Here is a 13,484-nt window from a genome sequence, read left to right as displayed (position 1 = left end):
TCGGGCGTGGATCTTGCGCTATTTGAGGAGCTTTTATGAGCGTTTATTTTACCTCCGATCTGCACTTCGGCCACGAGCTGGTGCTTAAAAAATATCCGAATTTTAGAAAAGGCGCAAACGTAGCCGAAATGGATGAAAATCTCATCGCCGCTTGGAATGCGCTCGTTACGCCAGAAGATCTCGTCTATAATCTCGGCGACGTGTCCTTTCACAAGGATTTTGCGCACACTTGCGAGTTACTTCGCAGATTAAACGGGCGACATTTTTTGGTGCTCGGCAACCACGATGGGCGCATCGCTGCTATGAAAAACGAGCTGTTAAGCCAGTACAAGGCGGACGGTAATTTTATGTTTGAGCAGATCGTAGGCTATGCCTTTGTGCGCCTATCGCATAAGAGAGCGGCTCTGTCTCACTACCCTATGATCGAGTGGGCAAACTGCCATTATGGCGCACTGATGCTCTACGGTCACCTGCACGCAGATATGGCTGAGGTTTCGGGCAGGGCGCTAAACGTGGGCTTTGATCTGCACGGCAAAATTTTAAGCGAGGACGAGGTGTGGTCGTATCTGAAAGATATCCCGCCCAAGGCCCATCACGCAAGTGAGCTAGAGGGCATTAGCGATAGCGACGACGTAGAGCAAAGGCGGGTTTTGATAGAAAATTTTTTGCGTAAAATTAATCAGAGTTCGTAAAAAATAGAATTTACGGCGCAAGACGGACCCTTTGCAGCAAATAAGTTTAAATTTAAAAGCGAGCCATTAAATACGGATTGATTTTACCTAGTCAAAATTTCATTATGTAACGCGAGATAAATTTAACAAAACGCAACCGCGAACGAGTAACCAAATCGTATCAAGCAAGCGTAATATTGCAAAGATAAAATTTTAAAATTCTGCCTAGGTGCGGAGCGAAAAATTTGATCTAGCGGGCTTCCAGCATCGCGATTTTGTTGATGTAATCGGCGAAATTTAGATTTATCAAATTTGTTTTGATGAAGATGCGCGTGAAAATCACATAACCAATCTCGTTGCTAAGTGTGCCGTCTGAGTAGATGAAAACATTAGTGAGAAACTCGCTATTTTCGGATTTATAGAAGGTCTCGATCTGAAAATTTAAAAGCTCGTAAAATAGCTCGTCCGCGTCGCTCATCGCTGCCTGCATCTCCTCGTCGATACGCATTATGTCGGCGTAGAGCACGCGCTCTTGGTTGGCGACGACGAAACATGCGCGGTTATTAAATTTCAGTGCGAACATCGCCATGTTTTCAAAATCGCTTTGATTTTTTAGCAAGAAGTATAAAATTTTAAATAAACTAGCGTGCGAGCTAAATTCTATTCCAAAAGTCTCATCCGCCGCCTGTGCACTTGCGCGAGGAAATTCCACTATGAAGCTATCATCGACTTTTTGATAAATGCTATTTTCTTTAATCATATAATCCTCGTTAAAATACACTCTTTGATTTTCGTCGTCTATCAGCACGCAAGAGATTAAATTTTTATCACTCAGATCCGCAAAGCCCGCTAGCGAGGTAGCCAGATCATTTTCTTGCGCGATAGGAAAACGATCGGATTTCTCATCTAAAATTCTTTTGCCAAAGCCCAATTTTCTATAAAAAAACTCGCATGCGTCGGCACTTTTAGCGACGCTGAGGAATGATTTTGCTTTAAATAGTGCCATTTTTTCTCCTAAAATTGCAATTATACCGAAACACTATTATTTCAAACTAAAATTTAGCGTCCTGCTCGGCGCTTGCAAAAAGCAGTTGCCTGATCGCCTCTTTGCCCGCTTCAAGGCCAAGTCCTTCTAAATTTAGCGGCGCGCTGAGGCTGTAATTTATACGCGAAAAGGGCTTTGGCAAGACCATCTCGTCCCAGCTATGAAATTTCCAAAAACTGCTCGCTTCGTAATTTAGCGCGTAAATATCTAAGTTTAGCCGCTGCGCAAGGATCACGGCACCGTCGGCGACGCTGTGAAGCGGACCGCGCGGGCCATCGGGAGTGATGATAACGTCGGTGCCGCTTTTTATCTCTTTGATCGCGCCCATAAGCGCACGCGCTCCGCCCTTGAAGCTACTGCCGCGGATCGCGCCGATACCGAAATGCGAGATCACGCGCGTAATGATTTCGCCGTCTTTGTGATCTGAGATGATGACCTTGGCGCGCCTCTTGCTGCCGAAATCCCGCAGCCACCAGCGCCTATAAGCAAAGCTCATCATCGCTAGTCTTCCATGCCAAAACACGACGACGCAGGGCTTTTCGGGCAGCCTCGTGGGTGTAAATTTAACCCTGCACGTTAAAAAAATGCACCAAATCAGGATAAAAATGAGATATTCGGCGACTCGGAAAAATAGCCGCTTTTTAAGCGATAACTTGTCCATAAAGCGCCATTCTGGCGGTCTTTTCGATACGTACTCCGCGCGTTTTGCCTAGCAGCTCTTCGCCGCCTTGCGCGCAGATCAAAAAATTTGAAAAGCTTCTACCGTACGCGGTGCCGCCCTCGCGCAGCTCCTCGAAATATACGTCGAAAATTTTATCTTTTTGCGCTCCTGCGATCTCGTCTAAAATTTTAGCGTGAGCGCTTTGTAGCCTGCTTAGCCTTTCGCTTGAAATTTCATCATCCAGCGGCTTTAAATTTGCTGCCGGCGTGAGCGGTCTCGGGCTAAATTTAAAGGAAAAAACCTGCTCGAATCTCACCGCTTCTAACACCTCCATCGTCTCGGCAAAATCCTCCTCGCTCTCACTCGGATAGCCCACGATGATGTCGGTGCTGATCGCCACGCCCGGGCAGCTTTGGCGCAGTTTAAGCGCGCGGTCCAGATACCACTGCTTGGTATATCCGCGCTTCATATCGCGCAAAACCTTACTCGAGCCGCTTTGCAGCGGCATATGCATCGATTTGCAAATTTTGGGATTATTGCAAAAAACGTCCAAAAATTTATCGTCCATATGCAGCGGATGCGGGCTGGTAAAGCGGATGCGCTCGATGCCCTCTATCTCGCTAAGCCGCACGAGCAAGTCACTGAAGTCAATTTTTTCGTGGGCATTAGAAAAGCGCTTGCCGTAGTTGTTGACGTTTTGGCCGAGCAAAAATATCTCTTTGGCACCGCGAGCTGCGGATCTTTCGGCTTCGCGCAAGATGATTTGAGCGGGGATCGAAATTTCATCGCCTCTAGTTTGCGGCACGATACAGTAGGAGCACTTTTTATCACAGCCGATCATTATGTTTATGAAGGATTTATATGGCGAGCTCGCAAAATCTCCGAAGGCAAACTCGCTCTCGTCGTAGTTTATGTCCGTGCTGATAAATTTTGGCGTACGGACGGCTTGCGAAATTTTAGATACGTTTCTGGCGCCGAGTACGAAATCCACAAAAGGCGCGCGCTTAAAAATTTCTCCGCCTAGATGGCTTGCGGTGCAGCCGCAAACGCCGATTTTAGAGCCTCTTTTCCGCGCTTTATCGAATGCGCCGATCTCGCTAAAAAGCTTATGCACGGGCTTTTCGCGCACGGAGCAGGTATTTATTAAGATTAGATCCGCGATATTTACGTCGTCGGTAATCTCGTAATCTTGTTCTTTTAGCTGCGCGATAATATGCTCGCTATCGCGCACGTTCATCGCGCAACCTAGGGTCTGGATGAAGAGGAGTTTACTCAAAGGATATGCACCTCGTACATATACTCGTTTTCGTTCAGCCCGTATCGCACTATGCGCTGATACACGCTAAAACCCTTAGTATCGAAGAAATCCACCAAAGCGGCTAAATCTTTTTGAGAATTTTCTCTATCCAGATAAAATATTTTCTGTCCGCTCTTTTCTACTTGGGCTTGCAAATCCTCGATCTTAACGCTTTTTGGCTTAGAAGCAAGCTCCGTTCTGGCAAGTTTTAGCTGCATGATCTATCCTTTCATTTATCTTTTTAAACCCGCGAGTTTAGCGAAATTTAGATAATAATTCGTTTAAATAAAAATAAAGTCAAAATTCCATATAATACCGCACTTCAAAATTTAAAATCCAAATTTAGTAGCACGAAATCAAATCTTAAGGAAAATTTATGGAAAAAATCACCGACATCATCGAGTCGATTGCAAATGAAAAGGGGCTTGAGCCCGCAGACGTCAAAGAACGCGTCAAAACGGCGTTCATCCAGACCGCAAAAAGACTTTTCGGCGAGGAGTATCTCTACGACAGCGAAGTCGATCCGCAGACCAAACGCGTTAAGCTTTACCAAAAGGTCCACGTCGTCGCGGATGATGATGAGCGGCTCGGCGATCACAACTTCATCGCGCTGAGCGAAGCCAAAAAAATAGGCGAAAACGCAGAGATCGGCGATGAGCTAAGCTACGAAATAAATATCGAAAACCTCGGTCGCACGGCTTCCGGCGTCCTGGCTAGAGAGCTAAATTTTCACATCCAAAGGCTGCTCGAAGAGAAAATTTTTGAAAACTATAAAAGCAAGGTAGGCACTCTCACCCACGGCACGGTCACTAAGATCGATCACGACGGCACGACCTACGTAGAGATCGAGGATACGAAGGCCTTCATGCCGCAAAAAAACCGCATCAAGGGCGAAAATTTCAAAGTGGGCGACGTGCTGCAAGCCGTCATTAAAAACGTAGCCATTGACAAATCCCACGGCATCAGGCTGGAGCTTTCGCGCACCAGCCCGAAATTTCTAGAAGCCCTACTCGCCGCCGAAGTCCCCGAGATCAAAGACGGCAGCGTCATCATCCAAGCCTGCGCGAGGATTCCGGGCAGGCGCGCTAAGATCGCACTTAGCGCCGTCTCGCCAAATGTCGATCCGGTAGGCGCTACCGTCGGCAAAGGAGGCGCTCGCATCGACGCGGTGAGTAGATTTTTAAGCAAAAATTTGCAAGACGGAAGCGGCGGCGAGAGCATCGACGCGTTTGAATACTCCGCAAGCCCCGAAATTTTGATCACTCGTGCAATGGCGCCTGCGATCGTAAACTCAGTCAAAATAGCGCAGGACGGCAAGGCGATCGTCTATGTAAACCCCGATCAAAAAAGTAAAGCGATCGGCAAAAACGGCCTAAATATCCGCCTAGCTTCGATGCTGTGTGGCTGTGAGATCGAGCTTATCGAAACCGGTTCGGCAAGCGAGAAAAAGGTCTCCACAGAGGAAGGTCTTAAAAATCTCGAAGCGCTTTTCGGCGAGCTGTAAAGCTCACGCGCTTTGCTTTTTGAAATTTTGTAAGTTGCGCTTTTTATAAAATTCTATACTTTTCGGATTTTATAAATTGTAAATTTCGTGTTTTGAAAATTCTGCAGTAAGGTGGAATTCTGTTTTGCGTGTAGAATGTGTAGAATCTGAAGCGAGCGGTAATTTTGCGAATTCGGTAGCCAGCGAAATTTGTAAATTTGACGCTCTGCGGAATTCTAATATAAAATTGGCTCTATTTTTATAGTGTATTGATTTCTAAAAAATGCTATCAATAGAGTGTTGATTTATTTTGCTACTTATTTATAAAATACAAGTTATGATTTCCATTTTAAGCACATTTGCAAAAAATGTTCGCAAAAGACGACAAACACTAAATATTACTCAGGAAAAGTTAGCGGAATTATCTAGTCTGCATAGAACTTATATTGGCAGCATAGAAAGATGCGAAAAAAATATTACCCTAATAAATGCTTATAAAATTGCAAAAGCCCTAGGAACTGATTTGTCGGAGTTGTTAAAAAAATGAGTATAGTTATAGAGCAAATAGAAAGAAATGTCGTTAATATTTTGTCGCGATATAAAAGTAATTTTAATTCAAAGGAATTTGCCCCAATTTTTTCTAGTTCAGATATTTTAATGGATTTTTTTAATATAACCTATGATACAAAAATGCAAAATATGCAATATTGGAATAGAGAGCTTGGAAGAGTTTGGGAATTGATAACTAAAGAGCTTTTTACCTCCAACAATCTATTTAAGCCACCAGAAAGTGTTAATTTTGGAACAGACCACCCTGTAGATTATTTCATAGGCAATTTGGCAATCGATGCTAAATATCGAATTGGCTCAGGCGATAGTGGAACGCTGAAAAAATTTAAATTATATGGAAAAATGTTAAAAGAAATGGGATATAACCCAGTTTTCCTGATTTTAAGAAACGATAACCTACCAGCAGCTATTACTGCTGCTATAAACGGTGGTTGGCAAGTTATCTCTTACAAAGATGCTTTTAATTTTATCATAAACTATAGTGGAGTGGATATAGTTCAATATTTGGCTTGTCTAAAAGCCAAATATGATTTTTAAGATAATCGTATATTTGCTATTTTAATATACTCTTCATTTAATTCAAAACCAATATATGGAATGCCTAAATTTCTACAAGCTAATGCTGTTGTTCCGCTCCCAATAAAAGGGTCAATTATAATATTATTTGTTTGTTTTGGGACAATCATCTCTGCTAATTTTTCTATAAGCTTTATAGGTTTAACCGTTATGTGCTTGTTGAAATTATCTTTTTTATCTCTTTGATAGCCTTCAAATATATTTGATAGAAAGCCATTGTGATTTATATAACCTTCTGTTTTTAAAAGTCCTATTCCGTATTTTTTTATATTATTTATATAATTGTTTTCTATCGGTTTTTGCAAAACAGATATTGCTTCGTAATTGTTTCTTGTTGCACTATGCCAACCTCTCCAATTTTCTGCCAATTCATATCCATCTTTTTTCATTTTTTCATAAGCATTTAAACCTTTTGGGATACCACTATTTCTTATCCATATAAACATATCTTTAGTATAAAAACCTGCATTTTCAAGTGCTATTTGAATATGTGCCACACTTCTATTGCTATTAAATACCATTATAAACGCACCTGGCTTTAAAATTCTATATAACTCTTTTCCCCAATGCTCCACCCAAGATTGATATTCTAAAATATTATCTCTATTTTTTTTATACCATCTTTCATTTTTAACTCCTCCTGCTAGCCCACTGCCGTATGGTATATTTTTTACCAATATATTTTTATTGTTATTTGCTTTATTTTTTCTGCGTTCTATTTCTGCGGTATCCCAATTTCTACCAAAAAATTCATAATTATATGGTGGGTCAGTTATACAGCCTGAAATATAATTATCGGGAATATTTTTCATTAGCTCACAACAATCGCCCAATGTAACATTGTTTAAATATTTTGTATATGACAATTTTATTCCTTTTTTTAAATTTTTTACAGCCTACGTCACCAAAACAGGCACAGCAGGTCTATTTGCCACGCTTATACTTTGGCTTAGACAGTTTGTGTTTAGTATATGATTAAAAAGTATCTGCTCTTTATCTTTTCTACTCTCTTTTGCAAAATTTACAAAATTGTGATAAACAAGATAGTTATTAAGATATTTCGTAGATACGCCTTTGAAATTATACACTAGCATAGATTTAAGTCTGCTATGATAGTTATTTACGACTTGAATATTAAACGAGCCGTTACTATGCTTATTTCGTGGTATTCTTATATGATTTAGGCTCATTTCGTTTGATAGTTTTAGATAACTTCTAAGGCTATCGGTTACAAATACGCTCTCTTTTTCTACTTTGCCATTTATAACGCTGTTTAGAGCCTTTACATTTGGTTTGCCTAGATTTGCTATTTTTGCTACTGATTTGCCATTTAGATTAACAACACAAGGTATGCAAACAAGTTCTTTTGATAATCCACGCTTAGTGTTTGCAGTCCCTCTTTTCTTTGCTAAGCGTGGAAAATTAAAATCCTTGTGATGACCTTTGTATGAGATAGGCATAAATGTTTCATCGGCTTCTACAATGTCGTCAAGTTTGACTTCGTTTTGCATTTTTTGCAAGGCATCTAGGATTTTATGTCGCCAGTAAAACGCAGTAGATAGTGCAATACCACAAATTTCAGCAGTTTTTCTAAGTGAGTATTTTTCAACCATACAATGGATATATTTTTTCCAAATTTCAAGCTCTTTTTGGGTTTTAAAAAGGATTGTGTTGTTTGTATTAGCAAATGTTTTATGGCAATCTACACACATATATCTTTGTTTGCCATTCTTTTTGCCATTTTTAACAAAATGAGTAGATTTGCAATGTGGGCATTCTTTTATATTTTTTGTAAAGGTAAAATTTTGCTCTGATTTTTCTTTTGATTTGATAGATTTTAGAAACAGCTTTTTATCATCATCGCTTAGGGTACTAAAAAGCTGTTTAACTATTTCAAGCTCTGCCTTTGAAGTTGCCATTTTACCGCCTTTTACTGCTATTTTTGATGCGGATATTCTAGCAAAATAAAGCTTAAAAATCAATACTTAATGAAAACAGAGCCATAAAATTTTACCGAGCGCGGAATTTTAAAATTTAGCGCCAAAACAAATTTTGACCGAAATTTTACGGCACGGAATTTTAAGATCAAATTTTATTCATGCGCGGATTTGAATTGACGCGATATTTTAAATTTACACGGCGCGCAAAATTCCAACCCAAGCTAGGTCGTGCCTACCACTCGTATAAAATTTCAACGCCGCCGTAATGCCAAAACGCCTTCGGCGCGAGGTATTCGCCGCCCAGGACAGCTAGGTTGAGTTCGAAATACTGCGGCGAAAATTCCGTTATTTTTGAAATTTCTTGCTCAAGCAGCGTCGTGCAGTAGAGGTTCGCTTCGCCGCGAGGTCTTAACGTAAAACTCTCGCCGACGCGCCTAAGTAAAGAGGCGGCGAGGCGCGCCTTTTGCTCCTCGTTTAAAAATTTCATCCGCGCCACGCCGAAATCTCGCGCATGCGCCAAGAACTCGCGCATCGAAACGGTCGCGACGCCGTCTTGCTCGCCCTCGCCCGTTACCGCGTGCACTACCAAAAGCGGGCGCTCGCGCACGATCATGCCTACGTGCGAGTATTTAAAATCCGTCGCAGTCGCGATTATGCGGCTGTCGGTGACGTCGCCTAGGCGAAAGACGATATCACCCGTGCGCAGATTTGATAAAATTTCATCCGGCACCCGCAGTGGCTCTTTTGCCGTAGGCGCACGCGTTAGCGTCCAAGGCTCGCCGAGTCCGCCTAGAGCAAAGATCAGGCAGGCGAGAAGCTTTTTGGCTAAAGCGCAACCTTCCATTTGCCGTCTTTTTTGACGAGTTTAACGCTCTCGGTGCGGTTTGTGCCGTTTTTAAAAGACACGACGACTTTCACGAGCGCCGATTTCTCGTCGCTATTTTGCAGCTCGCCCGAGACGCCTTTTAGCCCGTCGCGCTTGGAGGCCTCCTCCTTGCCGGCACCTGCCATTTGCATCAGTTTACCGTTTATCATCTGCATAGAGCCGTCGTCCGATCTGTCCTTATCGGGTATGTCTATAGCATCCACCAAAGTCTTAGAATCGCCCTCGTATAGGGCTCTTATGAAGTCCTCGGCTACGCCTTTCGGGTCGCTGCCGCAACCCGCTAAAACGAATATCGCAATGAGCGCGAGTAGAAATTTTTTCATAAGCTCTCCTCGTAGAAATTTTGAGATTCTATATACAAACGATAAATATTTTTTAAATTCAGATCTTTCTGCTCAGGGGAAATTTATATCGCGTTTGGATTTACGAAGGCGTATTCGGTCGTGCTTTTGCTGAATTAAAATAGAATTTTGCATTCGAAGGAAAGCTCGTCTTGCCTAGATAAAATTTTATCTTGCCAAAGCGAAATTTTATGGCAGTTTCTGCGAACCGTGTCTTGCGGCACACCACTCAAACGGTGCCCAAACTCATTCGGTAGCGTGCGAGGCGAGTTTTGCTTGTCGGAACTGAAATTTAGCCGTATTTTGCGGCTAAAATTTTAAAATTTCAATGCCGACTTCGTAGGATTGCTCGCTTGCGATTTAGCTTTTTGCTGCGACGCTCGCGAAATTATAAGGAAATTTTACCTAAATAGGGCTATAATCCAATAATTCATTTCATAAAGGAATATCATGGAGACATGGGCGGTTTGGGCACTTGCATCAGCGCTCTTTGCGTCGCTGACTGCGATATTTGCTAAAATCGGACTCGAAGGGATCAACTCTCACTTTGCGACTTTTATCCGCACGATCATCATTGCCCTATGTCTCGCCGCATTCCTACGCTACGCTAAAGCCTGGCAGCCGCTATCGAGTCTAACGCCGCGCAACTGGGTATTTCTGATACTAAGCGGGCTAGCAACGGGCGCGTCATGGCTAGCGTATTTCAAGGCACTACAAATCGGCAAAGCTTATCAAGTAGCACCGATCGATAAACTAAGCGTAGTGCTCGTTGTAATCATCGCTGTGATCTTTTTAGGCGAGCGCCCGAGTCTTCGCGAATGGCTTGCGCTAGCGCTCATCGGCAGCGGCGTAATAATGCTGGCGTTTAAATAGGGTGAATTGCTTTAAATCTATCTCTTGTGGTCTTTTTAACCGCCACGCTCGCGCTATACTATACGCTTTGATCAGATAAACCCACTGCCGCTTCTGCAAAATTGCCGCCCTAAACCGCTATGATTTCTTATGGCTTGACTTTAGCCTACACGATTTCTAGGCATTACCTGAAACGCGTCGGTAATCGATTTGCCGATACCTTGCTATAGTTAGGCGGTCTTTAGGGTAATTTTAGTTCTGCTTAAAAGTAGTGAGATTGAAATTTATGAGAAATCAGAAATTTACACCTTAAAATTCCAAAAAATATCGACTCGCCATACCATAAAATAAAATCGCATCCGCAAGTTTAAATCGAACTGTAAACTTCTAAATCTACAATATAGTCGAGTAAGCTAATTACGCAAGATTCGAATTAAAATCTTGCACACTTCCATAGCTCCGCCTAAATTTATGCGCTTGCTACGTAGATCATACATTCGTCGCAAGCTCTAGACTTGTAGAATAATAAGTAAGGTCGGGAGAATTTTACTCTCCCTTACCCTTCTTGCCCCTCTTACCCTTAGCCTTAGATGATCCCTCTTCTTTAGCCTCATCTTTCAACTTAGCCGTAGAGTTTTTTACTTTACCATCCTCATTCATAGCCTTATCCATGCTATCATCCATTTTCTCTTGCATCTTTTCTGATTTGGCATTTGCTTTAGCTTTAGCAGATTTGGCGGTATCTTTGGCTTTTTTATTGGCTTTAGCTTTTACGGATTTTAGATCGCTTATATCTGTTTGTCCGCTTACGGCAAGATCGTCCTTAATGGCTTCAAATCTCTTATCGCCTATGCCTTTAATGTTTTTGATATCCTCGATATCTTTAAATTTATTATCCTTGCGGTAATCTATGATGGCCTGAGCTTTTGCCTCTCCGATGCCCGGAAGCGCCATAAGCTCCTCTTTGCTTGCTGTGTTTAAATTTACGGCTGCTAGCATAAATGCAGGAAGCGATATAAATAGTGTAGATTTAAATAGGTTTTTCATTAAAAGTCCTTTGAGGTTGAGATATTTGTATTGCCAAATAAAACGTCTATTAGCATTGAGTGCTTTTATATACCTATCCCGCGTCAGTCAGTGCTAGAGAAGGAATGCGCCCATATGCTATTACGCTATCTTGCAATACGGTAAGGATTATATTTGTAGCGGGCTTAAAGGGAGATAAATTTAAGTGGATATATTGAAATTTTATCTGCTTCGATCGTTTTATTAAATAAATACGTTAAATTTTAGCTTGATCTTAAAAAGCAGATAGGCGCGGATAAAGCTAGATATATTAAATTCAACAGCGCTTTTTTGCTCCTCTTTGGAGACCGAAAAGGATAAAGCTAGATATATTAAATTTAATACCGCAAGCATTGAAACGGGATTTGGATTTAAATCATATAAAAGGCTAAGCGGCGGTATTTATGAAATTTAGTCCTACCTTACCGCACACGGAGACTTTACACGTACGAGACTAGACGCATACGGCAACAGAATACTGGTGTTATAAAAGGCGCGGATACTATACGTGCGAGGACGGGCGGGCAATCTTCATAAAATTTAGCACATCAATAAGCTTGCTTTTGTAGGACATGCTTTTTCTGGGCTTGATTTTTAATAGGGTTTTATCTGCTTATAGAACGTTTCATTATATTAAGTAACAGTGCTTGCCAAGCTTTATTTGGCATCTAGTTTAAATTATACGAAAGCTTTATAAGTGCCGATGGCTTTATAATTTAGATATAAAAGCGCGGTAATGTATTAAAAACGAACGAACGTATAAATCATAAATGAGGCTTGTAGAGGTTAGAAATAAAGATCGCGCCATAGAAGTTAAAAAGCAAACGCAACAGATAGTATTAAAAACGATACGAACAAGCAAGTATTATAGAAAAATTTCAATCCGTATCATTTTTCGCTCAATATAAGTCAAATTTAATGCAGAGTTTTGAGATTTTGTATTGTTGGAGGGCTAGATTTAAAATTTGTATTTGCAGAAGGTTCTAAAATTCTAAAGAGATTATAGAATTTTAAATTTATCAAGCAATATTTATTGGCTAAAAAAGCGATAAGCTAAAGACACCGGAATAGAATTTAAATTGAAAATTACATAGAAAGTTATGGAATTTTAACAAAGCCTGCAGCGACCTACTTTCCCCGTCCGAGTAACGGATAGTATCATCAGCCAGGACGAGCTTAGCTTCTTGGTTCGAGATGGAGCAAGGCGTTTCCTCGTCTGTATAGCCACAGGCAGTGTTAAATAAGGGATTGCTTTTGTTGTTTGATAGTAATATTATATACTGCGAATACCTTACGAGCTTTAGCCGCGTAGCATATAAGCTCTACTCGTTCCTGCCTATTCGCCTCATATTTAAAAATACTTCGTAATCTAACTTAGATTAATCATAGATTACGGATATCTTTTATAATCTCTTATTTAACACTGCGTTCATCGTTAAAGTCAGATCTTGTTTTATAAAAACAAAGGTTGATAAGGTATAGTAAAAATTTACTATTTCGAATTGAGAACTAATTTTTTGCTAGGCGAGGCAAACGAGCAAAGACGAGGGAGCATACGTATGGTATGTGACCGAAGTCCGCAGCGAAGTTTAACGAAGCATAGTGAAAAATTAGGAATCAATTTACAAAGTATTTTTACTTTTAGACAAGGCGCGTGAGTTAGGATAAGGGAGCGAACATATAAGTTCGTGACCGCAATCCGAAGCGAAACGCAACGCGGTATAAAATAAAAATACGAAGTAAAATTTTATCCTTAACAAGGAAGTAATGCTTAAAAGATAAGCAAACGAGCTATTAGTACCGGTCAGCTAAAGGACTTTCATCCATTACACATCCGGCCTATCAAACTAGTAGTCTACTAGAGCTCTTAAAAGAAGATTCATCTTGGAGTCGGCTTCGAGCTTAGATGCTTTCAGCTCTTATCGCATCCCGACTTAGCTACCCGGCGGTGCTCTTGGCAGAACAACCGGTACACCAGTGGTCGGTTCAACCCGGTCCTCTCGTACTAGGGTCAACTCTCCTCAATCTTCTTACGCCCACGGCAGATAGGGACCGAACTGTCTCACGACGTTCTGAACCCAGCTCGCGTACCGCTTT

13 protein-coding genes, 2 rRNA genes and 1 pseudogene are annotated in these 13,484 nt (G+C 41.4%); 5 read left to right on the top strand and 11 right to left on the bottom strand.

Annotation, left to right across the window (positions count from 1 at the left end):
- Positions 1–35 precede the first annotated feature (35 nt).
- On the top strand, positions 36–692 hold the full coding sequence (locus Q0238_RS06140; RefSeq protein WP_297944008.1) for a metallophosphoesterase: 657 nt from the start codon (positions 36–38) through the stop codon (positions 690–692).
- Positions 693–921: 229 nt separating this feature from the next.
- On the opposite strand, the gene Q0238_RS06135 is transcribed toward Q0238_RS06140, so the two are convergent.
- The 4 genes from Q0238_RS06135 to Q0238_RS06120 are packed head-to-tail and all read right to left on the bottom strand — an operon-like array spanning position 922 to position 3,892.
- Positions 922–1,677 (bottom strand): hypothetical protein, encoded by a 756-nt coding sequence (locus Q0238_RS06135; protein WP_297944005.1) that lies wholly within the window; start codon positions 1,675–1,677, stop codon positions 922–924.
- A gap of 46 nt (positions 1,678–1,723) precedes the next feature.
- Positions 1,724–2,377, bottom strand: a complete 654-nt coding sequence (locus Q0238_RS06130; RefSeq protein ID WP_297944002.1) for a lysophospholipid acyltransferase family protein — start codon at positions 2,375–2,377, stop codon at positions 1,724–1,726.
- The gene (gene miaB / locus Q0238_RS06125; RefSeq protein ID WP_297943999.1) at positions 2,358–3,653 is read right to left on the bottom strand and encodes a tRNA (N6-isopentenyl adenosine(37)-C2)-methylthiotransferase MiaB; all 1,296 of its coding nucleotides are present in this window, start codon (positions 3,651–3,653) and stop codon (positions 2,358–2,360) included. The genes Q0238_RS06130 and miaB overlap by 20 nt, the downstream gene beginning before the upstream one ends.
- On the bottom strand, positions 3,650–3,892 hold the full coding sequence (locus Q0238_RS06120) for an HP0268 family nuclease (protein ID WP_005870077.1): 243 nt from the start codon (positions 3,890–3,892) through the stop codon (positions 3,650–3,652). The genes miaB and Q0238_RS06120 overlap by 4 nt, the downstream gene beginning before the upstream one ends.
- Positions 3,893–4,050: 158 nt before the next feature.
- Between Q0238_RS06120 and nusA the strand changes: the two genes are divergently transcribed.
- From nusA to Q0238_RS06105, 3 genes are all read left to right on the top strand, one after another.
- The gene (gene nusA / locus Q0238_RS06115; RefSeq protein WP_297881897.1) at positions 4,051–5,178 is read left to right on the top strand and encodes a transcription termination factor NusA; all 1,128 of its coding nucleotides are present in this window, start codon (positions 4,051–4,053) and stop codon (positions 5,176–5,178) included.
- 316 nt (positions 5,179–5,494) lie between these two features.
- Positions 5,495–5,704: a helix-turn-helix transcriptional regulator gene (locus tag Q0238_RS06110; protein ID WP_297943997.1), complete on the top strand. Its 210-nt coding sequence runs from the start codon at positions 5,495–5,497 to the stop codon at positions 5,702–5,704.
- Positions 5,701–6,264 carry a hypothetical protein gene (locus Q0238_RS06105; protein ID WP_297943994.1) on the top strand — a complete coding sequence of 188 codons (564 nt, stop codon included), beginning with the start codon at positions 5,701–5,703 and terminating at the stop codon, positions 6,262–6,264. Before Q0238_RS06110 ends, Q0238_RS06105 begins: the two co-directional genes overlap by 4 nt.
- On the opposite strand, the gene Q0238_RS06100 is transcribed toward Q0238_RS06105, so the two are convergent.
- The 4 genes from Q0238_RS06100 to Q0238_RS06085 form a co-directional block, all read right to left on the bottom strand.
- Entirely contained in the window at positions 6,261–7,169 is a 909-nt protein-coding gene (locus Q0238_RS06100) for a site-specific DNA-methyltransferase (RefSeq protein ID WP_297943991.1), read from the bottom strand. The two genes, Q0238_RS06105 and Q0238_RS06100, sit on opposite strands and share 4 nt — an antisense overlap.
- 30 nt (positions 7,170–7,199) lie before the next feature.
- On the bottom strand, positions 7,200–8,222 hold the full coding sequence (locus Q0238_RS06095; RefSeq protein WP_297943988.1) for an IS1595 family transposase: 1,023 nt from the start codon (positions 8,220–8,222) through the stop codon (positions 7,200–7,202).
- A 253-nt stretch (positions 8,223–8,475) separates the two neighbouring features.
- Positions 8,476–9,087, bottom strand: a complete 612-nt coding sequence (locus tag Q0238_RS06090) for a YiiX/YebB-like N1pC/P60 family cysteine hydrolase (RefSeq protein WP_297943985.1) — start codon at positions 9,085–9,087, stop codon at positions 8,476–8,478.
- Entirely contained in the window at positions 9,069–9,452 is a 384-nt protein-coding gene (locus Q0238_RS06085; RefSeq protein ID WP_297881892.1) for a DUF4878 domain-containing protein, read from the bottom strand. Before Q0238_RS06085 ends, Q0238_RS06090 begins: the two co-directional genes overlap by 19 nt.
- 468 nt (positions 9,453–9,920) lie before the next feature.
- Between Q0238_RS06085 and Q0238_RS06080 the strand changes: the two genes are divergently transcribed.
- The gene (locus Q0238_RS06080; protein WP_297943982.1) at positions 9,921–10,343 is read left to right on the top strand and encodes an EamA family transporter; all 423 of its coding nucleotides are present in this window, start codon (positions 9,921–9,923) and stop codon (positions 10,341–10,343) included.
- Between the two features lie 786 nt (positions 10,344–11,129).
- On the opposite strand, the pseudogene Q0238_RS06075 reads toward Q0238_RS06080, so the two are convergent.
- The 3 genes and pseudogenes from Q0238_RS06075 to Q0238_RS06065 all read right to left on the bottom strand — a co-directional run.
- Positions 11,130–11,369, bottom strand: a pseudogene (locus Q0238_RS06075) (helix-hairpin-helix domain-containing protein); the annotation flags it as partial.
- 1,133 nt (positions 11,370–12,502) lie between these two features.
- Positions 12,503–12,619, bottom strand: a 5S ribosomal RNA gene (gene rrf / locus Q0238_RS06070).
- Positions 12,620–13,161: 542 nt separating this feature from the next.
- Positions 13,162–13,484 (bottom strand): 23S ribosomal RNA (locus tag Q0238_RS06065); the annotation flags it as partial.

Origin of the sequence: uncultured Campylobacter sp., assembly GCF_938045775.1 — a bacterium.
Taxonomy (GTDB): Bacteria; Campylobacterota; Campylobacteria; order Campylobacterales; family Campylobacteraceae; genus Campylobacter_B.
The sequence above is the reverse complement of the archived record's forward strand: the minus strand, read 5'-3'. Positions and strand labels throughout refer to the sequence as shown.

What these genes read in the sequence shown, in the direction of transcription:
- Q0238_RS06130 (WP_297944002.1), bottom strand. Translation starts at nt 2,377, where the DNA reads ATGGACAAGTTATCGCTTAAAAAGCGGCTATTTTTCCGAGTCGCCGAA.
- Q0238_RS06135 (WP_297944005.1), bottom strand. Translation starts at nt 1,677, where the DNA reads ATGGCACTATTTAAAGCAAAATCATTCCTCAGCGTCGCTAAAAGTGCC.
- Q0238_RS06140 (WP_297944008.1), top strand. Translation starts at nt 36, where the DNA reads ATGAGCGTTTATTTTACCTCCGATCTGCACTTCGGCCACGAGCTGGTG.
- Q0238_RS06110 (WP_297943997.1), top strand. Translation starts at nt 5,495, where the DNA reads ATGATTTCCATTTTAAGCACATTTGCAAAAAATGTTCGCAAAAGACGA.
- Q0238_RS06105 (WP_297943994.1), top strand. Translation starts at nt 5,701, where the DNA reads ATGAGTATAGTTATAGAGCAAATAGAAAGAAATGTCGTTAATATTTTG.
- Q0238_RS06085 (WP_297881892.1), bottom strand. Translation starts at nt 9,452, where the DNA reads ATGAAAAAATTTCTACTCGCGCTCATTGCGATATTCGTTTTAGCGGGT.
- Q0238_RS06090 (WP_297943985.1), bottom strand. Translation starts at nt 9,087, where the DNA reads ATGGAAGGTTGCGCTTTAGCCAAAAAGCTTCTCGCCTGCCTGATCTTT.
- Q0238_RS06120 (WP_005870077.1), bottom strand. Translation starts at nt 3,892, where the DNA reads ATGCAGCTAAAACTTGCCAGAACGGAGCTTGCTTCTAAGCCAAAAAGC.
- nusA (WP_297881897.1), top strand. Translation starts at nt 4,051, where the DNA reads ATGGAAAAAATCACCGACATCATCGAGTCGATTGCAAATGAAAAGGGG.
- Q0238_RS06080 (WP_297943982.1), top strand. Translation starts at nt 9,921, where the DNA reads ATGGAGACATGGGCGGTTTGGGCACTTGCATCAGCGCTCTTTGCGTCG.
- Q0238_RS06095 (WP_297943988.1), bottom strand. Translation starts at nt 8,222, where the DNA reads ATGGCAACTTCAAAGGCAGAGCTTGAAATAGTTAAACAGCTTTTTAGT.